The sequence below is a fragment of the Mesorhizobium sp. M2E.F.Ca.ET.219.01.1.1 genome (genome assembly GCF_004016445.2).
Classification (GTDB): Bacteria; Pseudomonadota; Alphaproteobacteria; order Rhizobiales; family Rhizobiaceae; genus Mesorhizobium.
In genome coordinates this window covers 1,818,716-1,838,533 of the sequence record NZ_SADT02000001.1, presented here as the reverse complement: position 1 = coordinate 1,838,533, position 19,818 = coordinate 1,818,716, and the positions used below count along the sequence as shown (strand labels likewise).

Sequence of the window (19,818 nt, the reverse complement as noted above, 5' to 3'; positions counted from 1 at the left end):
CCCGGGGTTGCAGGCAAAGGTTCCAGCGGGGAGATCACGATGAATCGCGGCGGTCGACACGTTTATGTGACGGTTCTGTGAGGCGTCAGAGGCTCAACACCGACTGATGCGCGCAATTGCGGCGAAAACTCAATTCACGCCCGCGAAGGCGCGTGCGGCGATACGTTGGATGAACGCGACGACCCGTTCGGCTTCCACAAATTGCGGCATGTGGCCGAGACCTTCGACCCGCTCGAAGTCGAGTCCCTGGATCTTGTCCAGCATCGGTTCGCCATGGACAGCTTCGCCAATGACGCGGTCGGCGCTGCCGAACAGAATGCCGGTCGGCATCGCTATTTCGCCATAGCGCTTTTCGATGCGATCAAGATCCTGCTCGACCGCCACGAAGTCGGTGGACGTCGCGAAATAGTGGGACGGGCGCAAGCCGAGCCATCCCCCGCCGGCGACCATGTAGTCCGCGGGAACCACTTGCGGTGCGAAGATGAACCTCAGCGTCGGCTGCGCGTAACGCAGGCTGAGTGGTATCGCCGCCGTATAGGCCAGGACCCGGCGCAGCAGCGGCGATGGAATATAGAGCAGGTCGAACCGCTGACGTGTCCTCGCTTCCAGATGCGTCAGCGGCGACAGCAGCGCGATGCCGGAAATCGCCGTCGGATGCTCGGTCGCCAGCGCAAGTGCGACGGCGCCGCCCAGCGAATGGCCGACGATCAGAGGTCGTTCCAGCCGCAGTTCCTCGATGAAGCGCCGCACGACGTGCGCCTGTTCTGGCAGCCGGCCGGTCGCGCCGCTCTCCCGAACCGAATAGCCCGAGCCCGGCCGGTCGAGCGCGATCAGGCGGTAGCCGGCGCCGAAGCGTCCGAACAGCGTATGGCGGAAATGGTGGAGTTGGGCGCCCAACCCATGCAGAAGAACGATCGGCCTGCCCTCGCCTTCTTCCACGTAATGGATGCGGTTGCCGTCGATCTCGACGAATTTTCCGCAAGCCGGCACCAGCCTTTCGGCCCTCGCCGCGATCCGCCATGTCGCGAGCATCAGGACGAGCAGGACAAGCGCGGCCGCGGCGAGCAAGCCCGCGAGCAGCCACAGGACGATCAATATCAGCATGGTTTCATCCGCCCCCGACCGACCGCACCATATCCGCAACGGCCGCCGCCACAAGCGCGCATCCGGCTTTCGCATTGCGGACGGCCTCAGGCCGCGTTATCTCAGGCGAGCTTTCGCGCCGGAGTCCGCCATGCCTGAAATCGTCACCGCCGCCATGCTCGTCATCGGCGACGAAATCCTCTCCGGCCGCACCAAGGACAAGAATATCGGCCATCTCGCCGACATCATGACGGCGATCGGCATCGACCTGAAGGAAGTGCGCATCGTCCCCGACGAGGAAGACGAGATCGTTGCGGCGGTGAATGCCGTGCGCGCCCGTTATGCCTACGTCTTCACCACCGGCGGCATCGGCCCCACGCATGACGACATCACCGCCGATTCCATCGCCAAGGCTTTCGGCGTGCCCTGCGAATACGACGCCAAGGCCTACGCCCTGCTCGAGGCAAGCTATGCCGGGCGTGGCATCGAATTCACCGAAGCGCGCAAGCGCATGGCGCGCATGCCGCGCGGCGCCGACCTTATCGACAATCCCGTCTCCGTCGCGCCGGGTTTCCGCATCGGCAATGTCCATGTCATGGCCGGCGTGCCGTCGATCTTCCAGGCCATGCTCGACAATGTCGTGCCGACGCTCAAGGCCGGCACGAAGATGCTGTCGGCCACGGTGCATTGCCCGTTTGGCGAAGGCCTGATCGGCGGGCCGCTGGCCGAGATCCAGAAGGCGCATCCCGACACCATCATCGGCTCTTATCCCAAATATGGCGACGGCAAGTTCTGGACCGAGCTCGTCGTCCGCGCCCGCAGCGAGGAAGCGCTCGAGGCCGCGCGCAAGGATGTCGAGGCGATGGTGGCGGGCTTGGCCAGGGCAGGCTGACCCGGCGTTAGGCTGGAACCAGTCAACGCGCTGAGGCGTTCCCTTGCCGCGCACGCACGTAGCGCAAGCAATTGAGGGAACGATCATGCGCTTCAAGACAATCGTCGCCATTTTGCAGAACGAGCAAGACGCCGAGCGCGTTCTCGATTGCGCCCTTCCGCTTGCCGAAAGGTTCGAGAGCCATCTCGTCGGCATCCATGCCGAGTCGTTGCCCGTTCCCTACACGTCGGCCACCGGCTTCCCGGACACCGAATTCCTCCAGGTCTCGGCCGAGATGAACAAGGAACGCGCCGGCAAGCTGCAGGCCTATTTCCTGAAGCGGGTTGAGGAATCCGGCCTGTCCTTCGAATGGCGAAGCCTGGAAAGCTTCTCCGGCGACAGCGCGCTGACCGGCATAACGAGCGTGCGCGCCGCCGATCTGATCATCGCCGCGCAGCGTGACACCGGTGGCGACCCGAGCGCCGATGTCGACACACTGGTCTATGATGCCGGCCGGCCGGTTCTGGTCGTGCCCCATGCCGGGCCTCTGATCACCACCTTCAGACGCGTGCTGCTCGCCTGGAATGGCAGCAAGGAGGCCGCTCGCGCAGCCTTCGATGCCCTGCCTTTCATCGCCGAGGCCGACAAGACGGACATTCTCGTCATCGACCCGCCCGAGACGCTGGATGAATCTCCGGAAGCGGCCGGCGCCGAGATCGCAGCGGCCTTGTCGCGTCACGGCGCCAATGTCAGCGTCTGCGTGCAGAAATCCGGCGGCACTTCGGTCGATGACATGATTCAGGCCAGGATCGCCGAATCCGGCGCCGACCTTCTGGTGCTCGGCGCCTACAGTCACTCCTGGCTGCGCCAGCTTCTGTTCGGCGGCGTTACCCGCACGGTGCTGCGCACGACGAATGTGGCGGCTTTCCTATCGCGTTGAGCATCCCTCGAAAGCGGGAGCCAGCTTCAGGGCAACACCTTTGCAAGTCTGACGGGCGTCGCTTGAATCCGGTTGAGCGCGGTGCCCGAGTCCACAGCCGTCGCCGGCCCTGCTCTTGCCAAGCCTGGCGCTTTCCGGCTAATTCCGCCTGCATTCCAGTGTTTCTGCGCGCCACGGCGCGCCTTGCGGAGTGCGCGAACCATGTCCCTTCCCGAAAAAGCCTTTCCCGTCTCTTGGGACCAGTTCCACCGCGACGCCCGTGCGCTTTCCTGGCGGCTTTCCGGCGCCAGCAAGGGACAATGGAAAGCGATCGTCTGCATCACCCGCGGCGGCCTGGTGCCGGCGGCCATCATTGCGCGCGAGCTCGGCATCCGCATCATCGAGACGGTATGCGTCGCCTCCTACCATGACTATAGCAGCCAGGGTCAGCTGCAGGTCCTGAAGGAGATTTCGCCGCCGCTGCTCGCCGATGACGGGGCCGGCGTGCTGATCATCGACGACCTGACCGATACCGGCAAGACGGCCGGCATCGTGCGCGCCATGATGCCGAAGGCGCATTTCGCGACCGTCTATGCCAAGCCGAAGGGCCGTCCTCTGGTTGACACATTCGTCACCGAGGTCAGCCAGGACACCTGGATCTACTTTCCGTGGGACATGGGCTTCACTTACCAGAAGCCGATCGCGGACGATCATGTCGGCTGAACGGCCGTCATATTTTCCAGAGGATCTGCCTCAAAGGAGCGGCGTGTAGTCGAACCAATGAGCGCGTCTACTTTGTGAGATTGACCTTTTCTGGCGGCATTTTCCCACGGAGTGAAGTTTTTTACTTTTAAAGCCCATAATTCGCCGTAAGATTCGTAAGGTGGCAAACGATTCTGGAGGCTGGGGGCAGCTTTCTTCCGATGTTGACGAGGCCGACAACGCACAACCAGATGGCCGAAAGAGTCCGGCGACTCTTCGGCAAGGCGCCGTGCCGCCTGCAGGTTGCCGCCCTGCCCTGGCGTGAAGGCGAAGATGGCGTCGAGATCATGCTGATCACCAGCCGCGACACCGGGCGTTGGGTTCTGCCGAAGGGCTGGCCGGAGGCCAGGGAACCGCTTTGCGAGGCCGCCGCCCGTGAAGCAGGCGAGGAAGCCGGCTTGCGCGGCACCGTCTCGCATCTTGAAGCCGGCCGTTATTTCTATGCCAAGGTCCTCGCCTCCGGCGAGGAAGTGCCCTGCGAAGTCCTGGTCTTTCCGCTGCATGTCGACCGCATCGCCGACCGCTGGAAAGAGAAGCGCGCACGGACGCGCAAATGGGTTGGCGCGACCGAGGCGGTCGAAATGATCAACGAGCCGGACCTTTGCCAGATCATTGCCGGTTTTTGCGCCGCGCCGCACACCTTCGTCTGATCGTCAGACGCGACCGAAATCATCGGAACTCAGTCGGGTCCAGCGGTCGCCCATCAATCCGCCGATAAAGATGTCGCCGGAGCGCACCGCTTCCGCGACCTCGGCGATGCGAGAGCGTACCATCGTGCCGCCGGCATAGCGGAAGAAGAGACGGTTGTAGCCGAAGAGGTGCGGCAGGAACCTGGCTTGTGTCTGGCCGGTTATGCCCACGCAGCCCATCTCCCGCGCAGCCGCGATAAGGCCGTCCAGCGTCGCGCCCCAGTGGGGTCCGGGCGCCTGGATCTGCAACAGGTTCGCGATGCCGCCAGCCTGCCCGTAGAAGGCATGACAACCGACCATCTTGCCTGCTTCGTCATAAGTCCCGCCGAAATGAAGTGGCCCGTCGGCCTGCTTTTCGGCCGCCAGCGCGAGCAGCCGCGGCAGTTCGCCATCCTTCCAGCTCGGTCGAAGAGCAAAATCGGACATCAGTGCCGGCAGCCGCTCCGCAAACTGCGCGGCATCGATCCGCTCATGGTGGATCCGTCGCGACGATGAAGGCTGGACCGGGGGCTCGAGCCGTCTTCCCGCGAGAGCATCGAACGCTCGCGCACAGGGGCCGAGCGCCAGCCGAGCCAGCCCGGGCCATTTACGCTGCAGCAAGGCGGCGGCCATGGCGCCCGGCTGAAAAACACAGGTCCATTCCAGACAGTGCACCGGCAAGAGCTGATACTTCATCGGACGCGCGAAGGCCAAGGATGTCCGGTTGGCCGAATCAGTCAGATATAGATCGAACTCGCCCTGATGCAGGGCACGCAGCAATTGCGGTCCGGCCCAACCGTGATCGGTGCTGGAATCGGTCATGAAGGGACCGATGATGGCCGCATTCAATGCCGTTCCATTGAGCTCATAGCGGGCCTTCAGAACGCCCATGAACCCGCCCAGGCCGCCCTGCGGGTTTATCTGGACAAGGGCCTTGTTCTCACCGCCGTCAAGATAAAGCTTTCCCATATAGTCCGCCGTCTGCGCGACGGCGTGATCGCGAAGGCGGCGACGACGGAACTTCGTCAGGAAGAGTGCGGCGACGCGCTCGAGATCTTCAGCGGCAAGCGGCCGTACCGAGCCATGGGACTCCAGCGCCGATGGCCCAGCCACCTTGGCTAGGCCCGCTTTTGCGGAAACAGGATTCATCGCGAATGCCTATACGAAAGCGCTATGGGCTGCCGTTCTTCCCAAAGAAATCTCCATCCGGTCGGCTTCCTGTGAAAATGTCCAAGAGGTCTTTTTCTGCCACGCTCGATTTTCTTTTCTGTAAATACATCAAGACAATTACGTAAATCCCTGAACATACATAATATCTAAAATACAACCTTCTAAAAATTTAAGCCCATATAAAGTAGTTTGAACGACGTATTGAACCGATCTAACCGCATGACGGGAGAGTGGTTGCAAATGTAGGATCTGCGGGCAGATTGCCCACGATCACGTGCCGGGTAGCAAGGGAGGGGGCGGACATAACGCGCCCGCGGACATGCTCGCAACAGGTTCGGCCGGTTCACCGGTAGCGAGATCGAGCCCGGCCGCGTCGCTGCCGACTGCGCCCGGCCAAGGCCGGGCGCAGTTCCTTTCCTCAGGCGACGAGGCCCTTGGTCAATTCGAGCGCCTGCCGCTCGAACAGCCGCCGGTAGATGCCGCCATTGAGGCGGATCAGGTCGTCATGCGAACCCTCTTCGGCGATTCGGCCTCGATCGAAGACCAGCAGGCGGTCGAGCGCCCGCACGGTCGAGAGCCGATGCGCGATGACAAGGGTCGTGCGCCCCACCATCAACCGCTCCATCGCCTTCTGGATCAGCACTTCCGATTCCGAATCGAGGCTTGACGTCGCCTCGTCCAGGATCAGGATGCGCGCGTCGGCCAGGAAGGCGCGGGCGATCGCCACGCGCTGGCGCTCGCCGCCCGACAATTTCACGCCACGCTCGCCGACCAGGGTTCCGTAGCCCTTGGGCAGGCTGGTGATGAAATCATGGGCGCTGGCCAGCCTGGCGGCATGCTCGATCTCGGCCTGGCTGGCGCCGGGCCTGGCATAGGCGATGTTCTCGGCCAGCGAGCGGTGGAACAGGATCGGCTCCTGCTGGACGATGGCGATCTGGCTGCGCAGCGACGCCTGCTCGACCTGCGAGATGTCCTGCCCGTCGATCAGGATCCGCCCGGCATTCACGTCATAGAGCCGCTGGATCAGCTTGACGAAGGTCGTTTTGCCCGAGCCTGAATGCCCGACCAGCCCGATGCGTTCACCCGCCGCGATCTCGACCGAGAAATCGCGGTAGAGCGGCAGAAGATGATTGCCGTAGTGGAACGTCACCTTGTCGAAGGCGATACGCCCATCGGTGATCCGGATCGGCCGAGCGCCGGGCCGGTCCTCGATGCCGAGCGGCTCGGACTGGAAGTCGACCAGCTCCTCCATGTCGTTGATCGAGCGCTGCAGGTTGCGGATATGCGTTCCGATGTCGCGCAGATAGCCCTGCAGCACGAAGAACGAGGTGAGCACGAAAGCGACATCGCCGGCGCTCGCCTGGCCCCAGGCCCACAGCATGAGGGCAAGACCGATGACCGCCGCCCGCATGACCAGCAGCAGCACCCCTTGCGTGGTGCCGTTGGCGGTGCCGCGCATCCAGGTGCGGCCTGTGCGCAGGCGCCATTTGGCGGTCACGCGCGCCAGCCGCGCTTCCTCGCGGGTCTCCGCGCCGAAGCCCTTGACGACGGCGTTGCAGCTCACCGCATCCGCCAGCGCGCCGCCCAATCGCGTGTCCCAGCTGTTGGCGAGCCGCGCGGCAGGCGCGACATAGCCGAGCGACAGCATTGTCGTGACGGTGATGAACAACACCGAGCCGACGGCCACGACACCCCCCATCAGCGGCCAGAACCAGCCGAGCAGCAGCGTCGAGCCGACAAGCATCACGACCGACGGCAAAAGCGCGATCAGGATCGTGTCGTTCAGCAGGTCCAGCGCCCACATGCCGCGCGTGATCTTGCGCACCGTCGATCCGGCGAAACTGTTGGCGTGCCAGTCCGTCGAGAAACGCTGCACACGGTGGAAGCCGTCGGCGGCAATATCCGACATCATCTTCAGCGTCAGCTCGACGATCCACAGGAAGGCGGCGTTGCGCAGCATCACGCCTGCCACGGCCAGCGCCATCAGGATCGAGAACGCCGTCATCGCCGCATTCCAGGCGATTTCGTCGGTTCCGGCGCCGCTTGCGACCGCATCGACCAGCCGGCCGGAATAGAAGGGTGTCAGCACGTCGGCCAGTGTCGAGAGCAGGAAGGCGCCCATGATGAGCGAAAGCCGCCACGGCTGGCGCCGCCAGTGGGTGAACGTGAAACCGAGCACGCTGCGAAAGGCGCCGGCGCGCAGATCGATTTTGAAACGAGCCATTATGTCATCCGGGCGCAAACGAGCCCGGTCCCGGTAAAATCAAATTGGAAAACCCGCATCCGCGCCCTGCGGCGCCGCAAAAGAGCGGGAGGTTCAGTATGGTAGCCCGCCTGCCCAGAGGCGGCGACCGGCAGCGGCAAACGCCTATCCTGCGTCCGGCTCTCCGAAAAACCTTCGGAAAGCCCGAGCAGACCTAGGCTTCGCGGCCTCGCATAACGATGTCAAATCCTGCCATACGGTCCTCCCGGAAGGGAATCGCGGAGAGGTTCTTATAGGGAGGCGTCACCCGATCGCCAAGCCGGCCTATCGTCAAAATGCCATCTGGCCCAACCACTGCGACGAATTTGCAACAACGGCGGGTTGTGCGGGCATATGCATGTCGCCCGGAAGCGCGCAGCGGTTCTGGGACGACGACATGCATCAAAACAAAGACTTAAAGCGCGTTACCCGATTGCGTTTCGACGTGATGCGCTTTGAGCCCCTCAGGCTGCTGGCTTACGATCCAGCCGCATGTAGCGTCCATCGGTCGACGCCTTGAATCCGAACTTCTCATAGAGGCTGTGGGCATCGTCGGTCGAAAGGCTCCAATGCGTCACGGTTCCGACTCCGGGGTGATCGATCAGCGCCTGGACGAGCCGCTTGCCGATCCCCTGCCCGCGATTCTCCGGCCAGATGATGACGTCGGCAACATAAGCAAAGACGGTGTAGTCGGTGATCGCGCGGGCGAAACCGACCTGCTTGCCGTCCAGATAGGCGGCGACGCAAAGCGAGTTGTCGAAGGCGCGGTGATGGGCCTCGTCGGTTCGGGACGCACCCCAATAGCTTCGCATGAGCTGGTCGGAAGTTGCCCGGAAATCGATCCGCGACAGGTCGAAACTGATTTCAATGTCTTGCATGCGAAGGTTAACCGCGGTCCCGGAACCGGTTGGTGATCGGATAGCGGCGGTCGCGGCCGAAATTCTTGCGCGTGATCTTAACGCCGGGCGCCGCTTGCCGGCGCTTGTATTCGGCGATGTAGAGCAGGTGCTCGACGCGGGTCACCGTCGCCCGGTCATGGCCGCGCGCGACGATGTCGTCGACGCTCATCTCGTTCTCGACCAGACATTCGAGAATGTCGTCCAGCACCGGATAGGGCGGCAGCGAATCCTGGTCGGTCTGGTTCTCGCGCAGCTCCGCCGATGGCGCCTTGTCGATGATGTTCTTCGGAATGACCTCGCCGGAAGGACCGAGCGCGCCCGGCGGCACATGCGAATTGCGCCAGCGCGACAGCGCGTAAACCTGCATCTTGTAGAGATCCTTGATCGGGTTGAAGCCGCCATTCATGTCGCCGTAAAGCGTGGCGTAGCCGACCGACATCTCGCTCTTGTTGCCGGTGGTGACCACCATCGAGCCGAACTTGTTCGAGATCGCCATCAGGATCGTGCCGCGCGCGCGGCTCTGCAGGTTTTCCTCGGTGATGCCCTCCTGGGTGCCCTCGAAGAGCTGCGTCAGCGCATGCTTGAAGCCTTCGACCGGCTCGGAGATCGGCACGATGTCATAGCGACAGCCGAGCGCGCGCGCGCAGTCTTCGGCGTCCTTCAGCGAATCCTTCGACGTGTAGCGATAGGGCATCATGACGGTGCGCAATCGCTCTTCGCCCAGCGCATCGACGGCAAGAGCCGCGCAGATCGCCGAGTCGATGCCGCCGGAGAGGCCGAGCACGACATTCTTGAAGCCGTTCTTGTTGACGTAGTCGCGCAGGCCGAGCATGCAGGCCCGGTAGTCTGCCTCTTCGCGGTCGGGGATCTTCGACGTCGGGCCTTCCACACAGACCCAGGTATCTCCCTTTCTTTTCCAGGTGGTGACAGCGACCGCGTCCTCGAACTGGCTCATCTGGAAGGCCAGCGTCTTGTCGGCCCCGATGGCGAACGAGGCGCCGTCGAAGATCAGCTCGTCCTGGCCGCCGAGCTGGTTGGCATAGATCATCGGCAGGCCGGTTTCGATGACCTGACGGATCACGACCTGGTGACGCACGTCGATCTTGGCGCGGTAGTAGGGCGAGCCGTTCGGCACCAAAAGGATCTCGGCGCCGCTTTCGGCCAGCGTCTCGCAGACAGCGATATCGCCCCAGATGTCCTCACAGATCGGGACGCCGATGCGCACGCCGCGGAAATTGACCGGCCCCTGCAGTTCCGGTCCGGCCTGGAAGACCCGCTTCTCGTCGAACTCGCCGTAGTTGGGCAGATCGAGCTTGTAGCGCTCGGCGATGATCTTGCCTCCGTCGGCGAAGACGATGGAATTGTGCGTGCCGCTTTTGCGCTTCAGCGGCGTGCCGATGATGACGCCGGGCCCGCCATCGGCCGTGTCCTTGGCGAAATCCTCGGCCGCTTTCTCGCATGCCTTCAGGAAGGATGGCTTCAGCACCAGGTCTTCCGGCGGATAACCGGCGAGGAAGAGCTCGGTATAGAGCACCAGGTCGGCGCCTTGTCGCGCGGCGTCCGCCCTCGCCTCGCGCGCTTTCGCCAGGTTGCCGGCGACGTCGCCGACAGTCGGGTTGAGCTGGGCGACGGCGATGCGCAGGATATCGGGAGCGGTCTTGGTCATGCAACGGATGTAGCGTGGCACAAATCGCCTCGCAATGGCGATTGCTTGTGCCAAATAGGATCGATCGGCAAAGCCGATCGTATGCTAACTAATCGGCAGAGCCCATCAGTCCCGATCGACTAGTCGCCCATATACTCGCGCAGCGCCTCCGCCGACCGGTTCTCGCCGATCGACATCGCCAGGATGCGCGAGATGTGACGGCGCGGCAGGCCGGTTTCGGCCGACCAGTGGTTGATCTGCGCCTGGATTTTTTCGAGGTCCCGCTTCGAGGTCGGATTCTCGGCTATGTCGAGGCCGGCATCGCGCAAGGCCGCCGCCATGTCGGTGGAAACGACAAACGTGTCCCATTCCAGCCAGCGCAGGAAATACTGGCCGGTGTTGCCGCCGAGCCGGCTGCCATGCTTGGCGAGATACGCGGTCAGGCCGATCTGATCGTCGGCCGGCCACCCGGCGATGAATTTGCCGAAGCTGCCATGCTCCTTCGAGACGCGATCGACGAAGGCGGCGTTGTCGCGCACCGATCTGATCTTCTGCGGGTTGCGAACGATGCGGCTGTCGGATGCCAGTTCGTGCCAGAAGTCGTCGGGCTGGAACAGAAGCCGCTTCGGCTCGAAACCGAGGAACGCCTCCTCGAAACCCGGCCATTTCTGCTCGATGACGCGCCACACGAAGCCTGCGGCGAAGATGCGCTCGGCCATGGTGGAGAGAATGCGATCGTCGGGGACTTTCGCCACCGCCTTGTTGTCAGGCGCAGGACCAAGCAGCGGAGCCAGCACCGCCTCCCCGCCCTTGCGCTTTGCCGCCCGCGCGTGGATTTTCTGGAAATCGAGCATCTTTGTCCTCGCCTGTTCGCCGCAATCTATCACTTCACGTCCGGCCCGGCAGCCTCTACCTCTATCGAGGCTCTGCCTAAGGAGAAGAACCAATGAACAAGATCGTCGAGGACATGGCGAACCGTCTGCTCAAGCGAAAGCCGGACGGGTTCGGTCCGCTCGAGAGCCGCGTGCTCCAGTCGACGCTCGAGCGCACCACGATCGCGCGTGACACCAACAAGGCCGTCGCCTTCCACGAGACCTATGGCGATCGCGTCGCCGACACCATCGCCAGGATCGGCGGTTCCTGGTCCTTCATCCTCGGCTTCCTGGGCTTTCTGGTTCTTTGGACTGCCGGCAACGCCTGGCTGCTGACCCGCGACGCCTTCGACCCCTACCCTTTCATCTTCCTCAACCTCGTGCTGTCGATGCTCGCGGCGATCCAGGCGCCGGTGATCATGATGTCGCAGAACCGCCAGACCGAGCGCGACCGCATCGACGCTGCCCATGATTACGAAGTCAATCTGAAGGCCGAGATCGAGATCATGGCCCTGCATGAAAAGCTCGATGAGTTGCGCCACAGCGAGATCATCGGCATGCGCGACGAGATCCTGCGCATGGCCGAACAGATCAGGCGCATCGACGAAAAACTGTCGGCGTGGCCCGCAACGGAATGAGCGAGACGATCCACCATCTCATCGAGCAATACGGTCTGATCGCGGTCTTCCTGGGCTGCGTCGCCGAAGGCGAAAGCGCCGCGATCCTGGGCGGCTTCTTTGCCCATCAACATGTCTTCGTGCTGTGGCAGACTTTCCTCGCCGCCTTTCTCGGCGCCTTCGCCGGCGACACGTTCTTCTTCACCCTGGGGCGCAGCTTCGCCGAGCATCGCTATGTGAGAAGGCTGCGCAGGCGTCCGGGCTTCAGCCGTGCCTACCGCCTGCTCAACACCCATCCCAACATCTTCGTGCTGACCAACCGCTACATCTACGGCATGCGCCTGGTCGGCGGCATCGCAGCCGGCCTGTCGACGGTGCCAATGCCCCGTTTCGTTCTCCTGAACGCTATCTCTTCCGCGGTCTGGGCGGCCCTGTTCAGCGGCATCGGCTATGTCTTCGGCCTCGGCGCGGAGGAAATGGTGGGCCAAGCATTCGCGCGGCATGAGCGCCTGCTCATCGCCCTTGGCGTCGGCGTCGTCGTCGCGATTGTTGCCTGGCTGGTCGGCCATCACTTCGCCAGGCGCGAACGCGCCAGGGAAGATCAATCAGGAGCCTGAACCGCGAGGATCAGATCGGCGCACCAATAAGGCGCTCGATCAAGGCGATGCCCCAGACACCGCCGGCGATCACGATCGAAATCAGCACCGCCAGCGAGCCGCAGTCCTTGGCGAGCTGGATTTCGATGTGGAATTCGCGCGAGATCGCATCGCAGGCGGCTTCGATTCCGGTGTTGAGAACTTCGACCATGATCAACAGCAGCACAGCGCCGATCAGCAGGGCGTAGCCGCGCCAGGAGACCGAGATGAACCAGCCGGCCGGCAGGGCAAGCGCAAGCAACAGCAGCTCCTGCTGAAATGCCTTTTCATGCGCGGCCAACTTGCGGAAGGCCCGCACCGAATTGATGAAAGCGTCGATCAGCCGCTGCATGCCCAGCCCCGTTTCGAGTCACGTTGAGGGGATATCGCAACGGCCGGATCAAGGGAATAAGGCAGCCCCTGCAAATTCACCCGTCGGCGACCTTTATCGACGGCGTCGATTTTTCGAACTGCGGCAACCCGTCCTCGATCGAATAGTAATCGCCCTTGTCGCCGACGAAGATGTGGCTTTCCGCCGAGAGGCCACTCGGCCTCTGGAAGGATCCGGCCATGATGGAAATCGTATCCAATTCGTTGTGCTTCCAGAAAAGCAACGAGCCGCAGGTTCGGCAGAAGCCGCGCTTCGCCACATCGGAAGCACCATACCAGCTGAGCGCGTCGGCCCCTTCTATGACGATATCGGCATCCCTGGAGGCGGTAGCGGCGACGAAATGGCCAGTCTGCCGGCGACATTGCGAGCAATGGCAGTATACGACGCCGCGCAACGGGCCACTCGTCCTGAAACGCACCGCCCCGCACAGGCACGATCCGCTGTGGTTGTCGTCCATTCCGGCCTCCTTCGACCATCTGCCCGATCCATTGCCGGACAGAATTTCAGGTTTGAAATGGCTGGGCGCAGGCAAATGCGACACCGAAGCGACGCGTTTCAAAAGCTGCGCCTCACACGGCGCTACACCCTGAGGTAGCAGAGAAATCGAGGAAAGGCAGGCCATTAAGGAAACTTTAGCGCAACTGCATCTATGTTTCCTGCAAGCGAAGGTCGTGTTGGGGACGCGCCGTCGCATTTAGGGTTCCGATACAAATCCCCGCGTGCGCGACACCCGGTGGTGGCAGGTCTCCGGTCGCACTGAAGGGGGAATGAACAGAACATGCAGCCGGCAGCCATTCCGACCGACAGGAATACCGACATCGCCAGCACCGTCGTGGCGACGATGCGGCAGCTTGGCGTGCTTGGCCTGCCCCGCAACTATGAAATCTTCTACGAGGCGCTCAGCGGCAGCAATCACGAACTCAGCCTTGCCGTCGTCTCGTTGAGCAACCGACCGACCCAGGAGGACCTCGACGGCATCGGGCGCGCCTTCTTCCCCCAGCATCACGGACCGGCCATTGTCGAGCATGCCCGCGAGATGGTCGCCAAGGAGCTCGAGGACATCGCCGCGCTGTTGCGCAGCGAGCGCTCGCATATCGAGAAATACGGCCGTCTCCTCGACGAGACCTCGAGTGGCCTGAGCAATCGCAGCCTGCTTTCGCAGGAACTCCTGCAGAAGATCGCCAGCGCAATGTCGGCCGCCACCAGCTCGACGATCGACCATGGCCGCCAGATCGCCAGCACGCTCAGCGAAAAGACGGCCGAGCTTGAAAGCGTCAAGTCGAAGCTCGAGGAATACAAGCGGCTTGCCGACACCGACCCGCTGACGCAGTTGTGGAACCGCCGTGCCTTCGACAAGGAGATCACCCGGATCTACAACAGCAACCGCGGCATCCTGTTCAACGCCTTGATCCTTGCCGATATCGATCATTTCAAGGACATAAACGATCGTTACGGCCATCCGGTCGGCGACAGGATCCTGCAGATCATCGCCGAGATCTTCCAGTCGAGTGTCCGTTCCGACATGTTTGTCGCGCGCACCGGAGGCGAGGAGTTCGCGCTCATTGTTGAAGGCGCCAGCGAGGACGCCACATACGAGATCGCCGAGCGGATCCGCGCGCTGATCGAGCGGACCCCGTTCACCAGCAGCCAGACCGGCATGAATTACGGCACCGTTACCGTATCGCTGGGCATCTGCATGGCTTCGGAGGCGGAAAACCCCGAGGACCTCTACACCAAGGCGGACCGGGCGCTTTACCGCTCCAAGGTCGGCGGCCGCAACCGCGTGACAAGGCACTCGGCCACGGCCGGACGAGCCGGCAAGGGCTGGCTGCTTTACAAGAAAGACTGACATCACCCTTTCCATAAGAATTTTTGTGGACTATATTTTCCACAGAAATGAAAGGGTGCGCTTATGCAACGTCCAGTCGCGGCCGCGACGGCGGCCGAAAACGCCGTCATCACCAAGGCCACGCTGCGCGCGGCCGACCTGCTCGACATCACCGCCAGGACGCTCGCTTTGGTCATCGGCGTGTCGGAGGCAACGGTCTCGCGCATGCGCAAGCAGGAGTTCCTGCTCGAACGCGGCACCAAGCCGTTCGAGCTGGCGGTGCTGTTCGTCCGCCTGTTCCGCTCGCTCGACGCCATCGTCGGCGGCGACGAGACTGTTGCGCGGGCATGGCTGAGAAATCCCAACGTCACGCTCGACGGCACGCCGCTCGAGAAAATCCTGACCATTGCCGGACTTGTCGATGTCATCGCCTACCTGGACTCCCGGCGCGCTCTCGTCTGAAGCCGTCAGGCTCGAAGGCAAATACTGGCGCATGGTCGAGGCGCAGCATCGCGTTTCGACCCTCAAGCTGGTCGACACGCTCGACGAGCAGTCGCTGCTCGAGGACCTCGTCGAGGACACCAAGCCACATATCCCGCTGGAATGCCGCCACCTCCACTATCTGCTGGCGACGCCTTTCCGCTACGGCTCCGTCTATCCATACGGCTCGCGCTTCCGTCGCGCGGGCAAGACCAAAGGCGTCTACTACGCGACCGAGACAGTGCTGACGGCGGTGGCGGAGATGGCCTTCTACCGCTTGCTGTTCTTTGCCGAATCGCCGGCGACGCCATGGCCGAACGACGCGGCGGAATACACCGCCTTCGCCGCCGCGATCAAATGCCGGCGCGCGATCGACCTGACGCGGCCGCCGCTCGATCGCGACGAGAAGGCCTGGACGCAGCCCACCGATTACACCGCCTGCCAGGCGATCGCCGATATCGCGCGCGAAGCCGACGTCCAGGCGATCCGCTATCGCTCGGTGCGCGATCCCAGGGGCGCCAACATCGCCTTGTTGACCTGCAAGGGCTTTGCCAAGGCCAAACCGCTGGAGCCGCAGACCTGGCGCATACGAATCGGCTCCTTCGGCCTGCAGGCGATCTGCGAATTCCCCGACAAAAGGCTGGAATTCTCACGCGCCGCCTTTGCCGATCCGCGACTGGCCGGAATGCGTTGGGAGCGCGGCCACTGAGCTCGGAAAACTCTCTCGAGATTCAGGACGAGACGGCAGATAGCTATGCCAGGATGTTGACCGCCCGCGCTGCCACCAGCGCGATCGTCAGCAGCGAGATCATCGCTTCGGCCATCATCAGGAGCTTTGCGCGCTGCGTAAGTGGCAAGGTGTCGGTCGGCGAGAAAGCAGTGGCGTTGGTGAAGGCCAGGAAGACGTAGTCGGACGAAGCCCGGCAGCCAGCCCTGTATCTCGCGATCGGGCAGCGTCATTTGCGGGAACAGGAAGTCGGCCTGCGCCCGCTTGACCAGCCCGCAGGTCGGCGGACCGCCGCGGTCGGTGCTCCAGAACCAGAGCGCAAAGACAATCACATTGGTGACCCAGATGTTGAGGGCATCGATGAGCAGCGTCGTGCCGGCGCCGGCACGCCCTTCCAGCAGTGCCCGCACCAGGAAGACCAGCGATCCGCAATTCATGACGCTGATGACGCCGGTCATCACCAATGCCGTGCGGCGTATATAGAGGCGCAATCGGCCGATCGCGTACCAATGCTCATGGTCGACTGCCTTCTGCGTCCGCATCTGCGTCCAGGCCGCCGCCACCGACAAAGGCACCAGCAGCGCCGCCTCGACGGTAGGAGCCAGCCAGCGCGAACCGAAGGACAAATTGTTGATGACCAGAAGCTGAAGACAGATGATGACGAGAACCGCCGCGCGCGCCGACCAGAAGTCGAGCGCGCGATGATGGATGACGGCATGCTGGTGGCGCATGGAGGAACCTGTATTGCTGGAATCGCGGCGCCGAAGGCCGGTTCCGGCAACGATGGACTGGCCGGTTCTGCCCGAGGCGCCGCGACGGGTTCCATCGCAATCTTGGTTTTACAATGTTGCAGCAGCATACATTTTCGTAAGCTTTTGCTATCGGACTGTTCAGAAATCCGTCGGTGTGATTTTAGGCCCGCATGTCGAGAACCAGCGAATCCGTTCACCTTTGGCCGGCGGCAGCCGCGCAAGGCAATGCGCGCTCGATCTGGAACGGCCTGGTCCGGCATCCATGGCGATTGCTGGCGCTTTTGTGCCTCAGCCAGATCGCTTGCTGGACCGTCATGCCGGCGCTCGTCAACGTTGGGCCGCCATACGACGTCGTCGAGGGGTTCATGTGGGGCCGCGAATGGGTTCTGCTGACATACAAACACCCGCAGCTGCCCTGTTGGCTGCTCGAGATCAGCCATCTCCTGACCGGCTCGTTCCGCTGGCCGCAATATATGCTTTCGCAACTGCTGATCTCGACGACTTTCGTCCTGGTCTATCTTCTCGCACGCGACATCATGGGTTCGATCCGCGCTCTCGCCGCGGTGTTGCTTATGCCCGCGATCTATTTCTTTGGCTGGCCGACCCCGCAATTCAACCACGACTATGCGCAGATGCCTTTCTGGGCCGGCATCTCATGGCTGTTGTGGCGCGCGGCGCGCGACGGACGGCCCGGCTGGTGGCTCGCCCTCGGCGTCGTCTCCGGCCTGGGACTCTACGCCAAGTTCTCGACGGCCTTGCTGCTGGCTTTCGGCGGCATCTGGCTCTTATACGATAGCCGTGCCCGGAGCCGGCTCGCCACCCCATGGCCGTGGCTTGGCCTTGCGGTTTTCCTTGGCATCGCGGCACCGCTGGCGGTCGAGCTTTTCCGACTCGATTTCCTGCCGCTGACCTACGCCGAGCACCGCAACGAGTGGGTTCTCGCCCACCGCGCCCGGCTTTACTATATCGGCGTTCAGCTTGCCGGGCTTTCCGCTGTTCCCGTCGTTCTTGCTCTTTCCGGCCTGCTGCGGCGGCAGGCCGACCCCACGCGAGAACCCGTACAGGCCCAGCCCGCCCCCGAGCGGCGCGCGGTTGTCTACCTGGCATGGATGGGTCTGGGACCGGCGCTCCTGATCATGGTCGCCTCGCTGTTTACCGGCACCGGCGAGTCCTGGGGCGCGACGATGTACAATCTCGTGGGCGCCCTGGCGATCGCGCTTCTGGGCCAGCGACTGGGACCCGCGGAATTGCGCCGGCTGACGGTGCTGGCGCTGCTATGCGTGGTCGCCATATCGAGCGCCTACGCCGTCACCCGCTGGACCGGCTGCAACGTCCGCGGTCGCCTGCAGCCGATGTGCTGGCCGGCGCGATCGATTTCACGGACGGCCGAGGCGATCTGGCATGAGGCGGTGCCCGGGCCGTTGGGCATTGTCGGCGGCGAAGACGGCGTGGCCAGACTTGCCGGACTGGAAGCCGCGGACCAGCCTTCCATCTTCACGATGCTCGACAGGCGCCTCGCTCCGTGGATCACGGACCAGCGCCTGCGGGATCAGGGAATGCTGCTGGTGTGGCCGAAGGGCTGGCAACTCAGTCCGCAGCAAATGGCCTGGATCGACGGCCTGCCGGTCAAGACGGTGTCTTTCGACTGGTCGCTCAGGGCGCCGCCCCTGTTGATCAACTTTGCCGTCATTCCACCCGGCAGGGCCAGTTTCCCGGGAGACCCGCCCGGGCCGCCCGACCCGGAATGACCAGCCAAGCTTGATCCACCCGCCCGAATTGAAAAGGCGCCGGTTTTGCCGGCGCCTCCAATGATCAAGCGCCGCGCGCCGCTCAGGCGTTGGCGACCTGCTTGTGCTGGATCGGATGGCTCTTCTTGAGCAGGTCCGAGACCAGGAAGGCGAGCTCGATCGCCTGATCGGCGTTAAGGCGCGGATCGCAATGGGTATGATAGCGGTCCTGCAGGTCTTCGGCCGTGATGGCGCGGGCGCCGCCCGTGCACTCGGTAACGTTCTTGCCGGTCATCTCGACATGGATGCCGCCCGGATGCGTGCCCTCGGCGCGATGCACCTCGAAGAAGGTCTGCACTTCCTTGAGGATGCGGTCGAACGGCCGCGTCTTGTAGCCGGCCGCCTCGATGGTGTTGCCATGCATCGGATCGGACGACCACACGACGCTGCGGCCCTCCTTCTTCACCGCCCGCACCAGCTTCGGCAGGTGTTCGGCCACCTTGTCGGAGCCGAAGCGCGCAATCAGCGTCAGCCGGCCAGGCTCATTCTCGGGATTGAGCAGGTCAATCAGTTCCAGCAAACCATCCGGCGTCAGCGAAGGTCCACATTTAAGGCCAAGTGGGTTCTTGATGCCGCGGCAATATTCGACATGGGCATGGTCGGGCTGGCGGGTGCGGTCGCCGATCCAGATCATGTGGCCCGACGTGGCGTACCAGTCACCGGAGGTGGAATCGACCCGCGTCAGCGCCTCTTCGTAACCGAGCAGCAGTGCCTCGTGGCTGGTGTAGAAATCCGTCTCGCGCAGCGCGAAATTGGTTTCCGATGTGATGCCCACCGCGCGCATGAATTCCATCGTCTCGGTGATGCGATTGGCGAGCGATTCATACTTCTCGCCTTGCGGACTGTCGGCGACGAAGCCCAGCATCCAGCGATGCACGTTCTCCAGGCTGGCATAGCCGCCCTGCGCGAAGGCGCGCAGAAGGTTGAGCGTCGCGGCCGACTGGCGGTAGGCCATCTCCTGCCGGGCGGGATCGGGAATGCGCGACCTGGCGTCGAACTCGATGCCGTTGATGATGTCGCCGCGGTAGCTCGGCAATGTCACCCCGCCCTTGGTCTCGTTGTCGGAGGAGCGCGGTTTGGCGAACTGGCCGGCGACGCGGCCGACCTTCACCACCGGCTGCGCGCCGGCGAAGGTCAGCACCACCGACATCTGCAGGAAGACGCGGAAGAAGTCGCGGATGTTGTCAGCGCCGTGCTCGGCAAAGCTCTCGGCGCAGTCGCCGCCCTGGAGCAGGAAGGCTTCGCCGGCGGCGACCGCCGCCAGCTGCTTCTTCAGCTTGCGCGCTTCACCGGCAAAAACCAGCGGCGGGAAAGTGGCGAGCTGGGCCTCCGTCGCCTTCAGCGCGGCAAGGTCCGGATAGGCCGGAACCTGCTTGATCGGCTTTTCTCTCCACGAATTCGGCGACCATTTCGTCATCGCTGCACCCAATACTCTTCTCAACGAGCACCCTCGCCCGTTATTTGCGCCCC

General features: G+C 63.2%; 19 protein-coding genes and 1 pseudogene. 10 read left to right on the top strand and 10 right to left on the bottom strand.

Annotated features, from left to right (window positions below; all coding sequences use genetic code 11):
- Positions 1-129: 129 nt before the first annotated feature.
- A complete protein-coding gene (locus EN862_RS08645) occupies positions 130-1,104 on the bottom strand; it encodes an alpha/beta fold hydrolase (RefSeq protein ID WP_127863690.1) in 975 nt (324 codons plus the stop codon).
- A gap of 130 nt (positions 1,105-1,234) precedes the next feature.
- On the opposite strand from EN862_RS08645, the gene EN862_RS08640 reads away from it, so the two are divergent.
- The 4 genes from EN862_RS08640 (at position 1,235) to EN862_RS08625 (ending at position 4,285) form a co-directional block, all read left to right on the top strand.
- Positions 1,235-1,975: a competence/damage-inducible protein A gene (locus tag EN862_RS08640; protein WP_127863689.1), complete on the top strand. Its 741-nt coding sequence runs from the start codon at positions 1,235-1,237 to the stop codon at positions 1,973-1,975.
- 85 nt (positions 1,976-2,060) lie between these two features.
- Complete coding sequence (locus EN862_RS08635) at positions 2,061-2,894, top strand: universal stress protein (RefSeq protein WP_127863688.1); 834 nt, start codon at positions 2,061-2,063, stop codon at positions 2,892-2,894.
- A gap of 201 nt (positions 2,895-3,095) precedes the next feature.
- Positions 3,096-3,596: a xanthine phosphoribosyltransferase gene (gene gpt, locus EN862_RS08630; protein ID WP_127863687.1), complete on the top strand. Its 501-nt coding sequence runs from the start codon at positions 3,096-3,098 to the stop codon at positions 3,594-3,596.
- 200 nt (positions 3,597-3,796) lie between these two features.
- Positions 3,797-4,285: an NUDIX hydrolase gene (locus EN862_RS08625; protein ID WP_127863686.1), complete on the top strand. Its 489-nt coding sequence runs from the start codon at positions 3,797-3,799 to the stop codon at positions 4,283-4,285.
- 3 nt (positions 4,286-4,288) lie between these two features.
- Here the strand turns inward: EN862_RS08625 and EN862_RS08620 are convergent, their stop codons facing one another.
- The 5 genes from EN862_RS08620 to EN862_RS08600 all read right to left on the bottom strand — a co-directional run bounded on the left by EN862_RS08620 (position 4,289) and on the right by EN862_RS08600 (position 11,113).
- Positions 4,289-5,452, bottom strand: coding sequence for a hypothetical protein (locus tag EN862_RS08620; protein WP_127863685.1), 1,164 nt, complete (start codon positions 5,450-5,452; stop codon positions 4,289-4,291).
- A gap of 439 nt (positions 5,453-5,891) precedes the next feature.
- The gene (locus EN862_RS08615) at positions 5,892-7,697 is read right to left on the bottom strand and encodes an ABC transporter ATP-binding protein (RefSeq protein WP_127863684.1); all 1,806 of its coding nucleotides are present in this window, start codon (positions 7,695-7,697) and stop codon (positions 5,892-5,894) included.
- 482 nt (positions 7,698-8,179) lie between these two features.
- Positions 8,180-8,593, bottom strand: a complete 414-nt coding sequence (locus tag EN862_RS08610) for a GNAT family N-acetyltransferase (RefSeq protein ID WP_127863683.1) — start codon at positions 8,591-8,593, stop codon at positions 8,180-8,182.
- Between the two features lie 7 nt (positions 8,594-8,600).
- A complete protein-coding gene (locus tag EN862_RS08605) occupies positions 8,601-10,280 on the bottom strand; it encodes an NAD+ synthase (RefSeq protein WP_127863682.1) in 1,680 nt (559 codons plus the stop codon).
- A 119-nt stretch (positions 10,281-10,399) separates the two neighbouring features.
- Positions 10,400-11,113, bottom strand: coding sequence for a DNA-3-methyladenine glycosylase I (locus tag EN862_RS08600; RefSeq protein WP_127863681.1), 714 nt, complete (start codon positions 11,111-11,113; stop codon positions 10,400-10,402).
- A 92-nt stretch (positions 11,114-11,205) separates the two neighbouring features.
- Here EN862_RS08600 and EN862_RS08595 point away from each other — a divergent pair, with 92 nt between their 5' ends.
- Both EN862_RS08595 and EN862_RS08590 read left to right on the top strand, forming a co-directional pair.
- Complete coding sequence (locus EN862_RS08595; protein WP_127863680.1) at positions 11,206-11,769, top strand: DUF1003 domain-containing protein; 564 nt, start codon at positions 11,206-11,208, stop codon at positions 11,767-11,769.
- Positions 11,766-12,365 (top strand): DedA family protein, encoded by a 600-nt coding sequence (locus EN862_RS08590; RefSeq protein ID WP_127863679.1) that lies wholly within the window; start codon positions 11,766-11,768, stop codon positions 12,363-12,365. Before EN862_RS08595 ends, EN862_RS08590 begins: the two co-directional genes overlap by 4 nt.
- A gap of 10 nt (positions 12,366-12,375) precedes the next feature.
- On the opposite strand, the gene EN862_RS08585 is transcribed toward EN862_RS08590, so the two are convergent.
- Positions 12,376-12,735 carry a diacylglycerol kinase gene (locus tag EN862_RS08585; protein WP_042644382.1) on the bottom strand — a complete coding sequence of 120 codons (360 nt, stop codon included), beginning with the start codon at positions 12,733-12,735 and terminating at the stop codon, positions 12,376-12,378.
- 76 nt (positions 12,736-12,811) lie between these two features.
- A complete protein-coding gene (locus EN862_RS08580; RefSeq protein WP_127864026.1) occupies positions 12,812-13,231 on the bottom strand; it encodes a GFA family protein in 420 nt (139 codons plus the stop codon).
- 321 nt (positions 13,232-13,552) lie between these two features.
- Here EN862_RS08580 and EN862_RS08575 point away from each other — a divergent pair, with 321 nt between their 5' ends.
- The 3 genes from EN862_RS08575 to EN862_RS08565 all read left to right on the top strand — a co-directional run bounded on the left by EN862_RS08575 (position 13,553) and on the right by EN862_RS08565 (position 15,791).
- Positions 13,553-14,623, top strand: coding sequence for a GGDEF domain-containing protein (locus EN862_RS08575; protein WP_127863678.1), 1,071 nt, complete (start codon positions 13,553-13,555; stop codon positions 14,621-14,623).
- Positions 14,624-14,686: 63 nt separating this feature from the next.
- The gene (locus tag EN862_RS08570) at positions 14,687-15,064 is read left to right on the top strand and encodes an antitoxin Xre/MbcA/ParS toxin-binding domain-containing protein (protein WP_095815208.1); all 378 of its coding nucleotides are present in this window, start codon (positions 14,687-14,689) and stop codon (positions 15,062-15,064) included.
- Positions 15,024-15,791 (top strand): RES family NAD+ phosphorylase, encoded by a 768-nt coding sequence (locus EN862_RS08565; protein WP_127863677.1) that lies wholly within the window; start codon positions 15,024-15,026, stop codon positions 15,789-15,791. The genes EN862_RS08570 and EN862_RS08565 overlap by 41 nt, the downstream gene beginning before the upstream one ends.
- Positions 15,792-15,834: 43 nt before the next feature.
- Here the strand turns inward: EN862_RS08565 and EN862_RS37515 are convergent.
- Positions 15,835-16,540, bottom strand: a pseudogene (locus EN862_RS37515) (hypothetical protein).
- A gap of 191 nt (positions 16,541-16,731) precedes the next feature.
- On the opposite strand from EN862_RS37515, the gene EN862_RS08555 reads away from it, so the two are divergent.
- Entirely contained in the window at positions 16,732-18,309 is a 1,578-nt protein-coding gene (locus EN862_RS08555; protein WP_127863676.1) for a glycosyltransferase family 39 protein, read from the top strand.
- Positions 18,310-18,391: 82 nt separating this feature from the next.
- Here EN862_RS08555 and EN862_RS08550 read toward each other — a convergent pair whose 3' ends face one another.
- Positions 18,392-19,765, bottom strand: coding sequence for a 3-deoxy-7-phosphoheptulonate synthase class II (locus EN862_RS08550; protein ID WP_127863675.1), 1,374 nt, complete (start codon positions 19,763-19,765; stop codon positions 18,392-18,394).
- Positions 19,766-19,818: the final 53 nt, after the last annotated feature.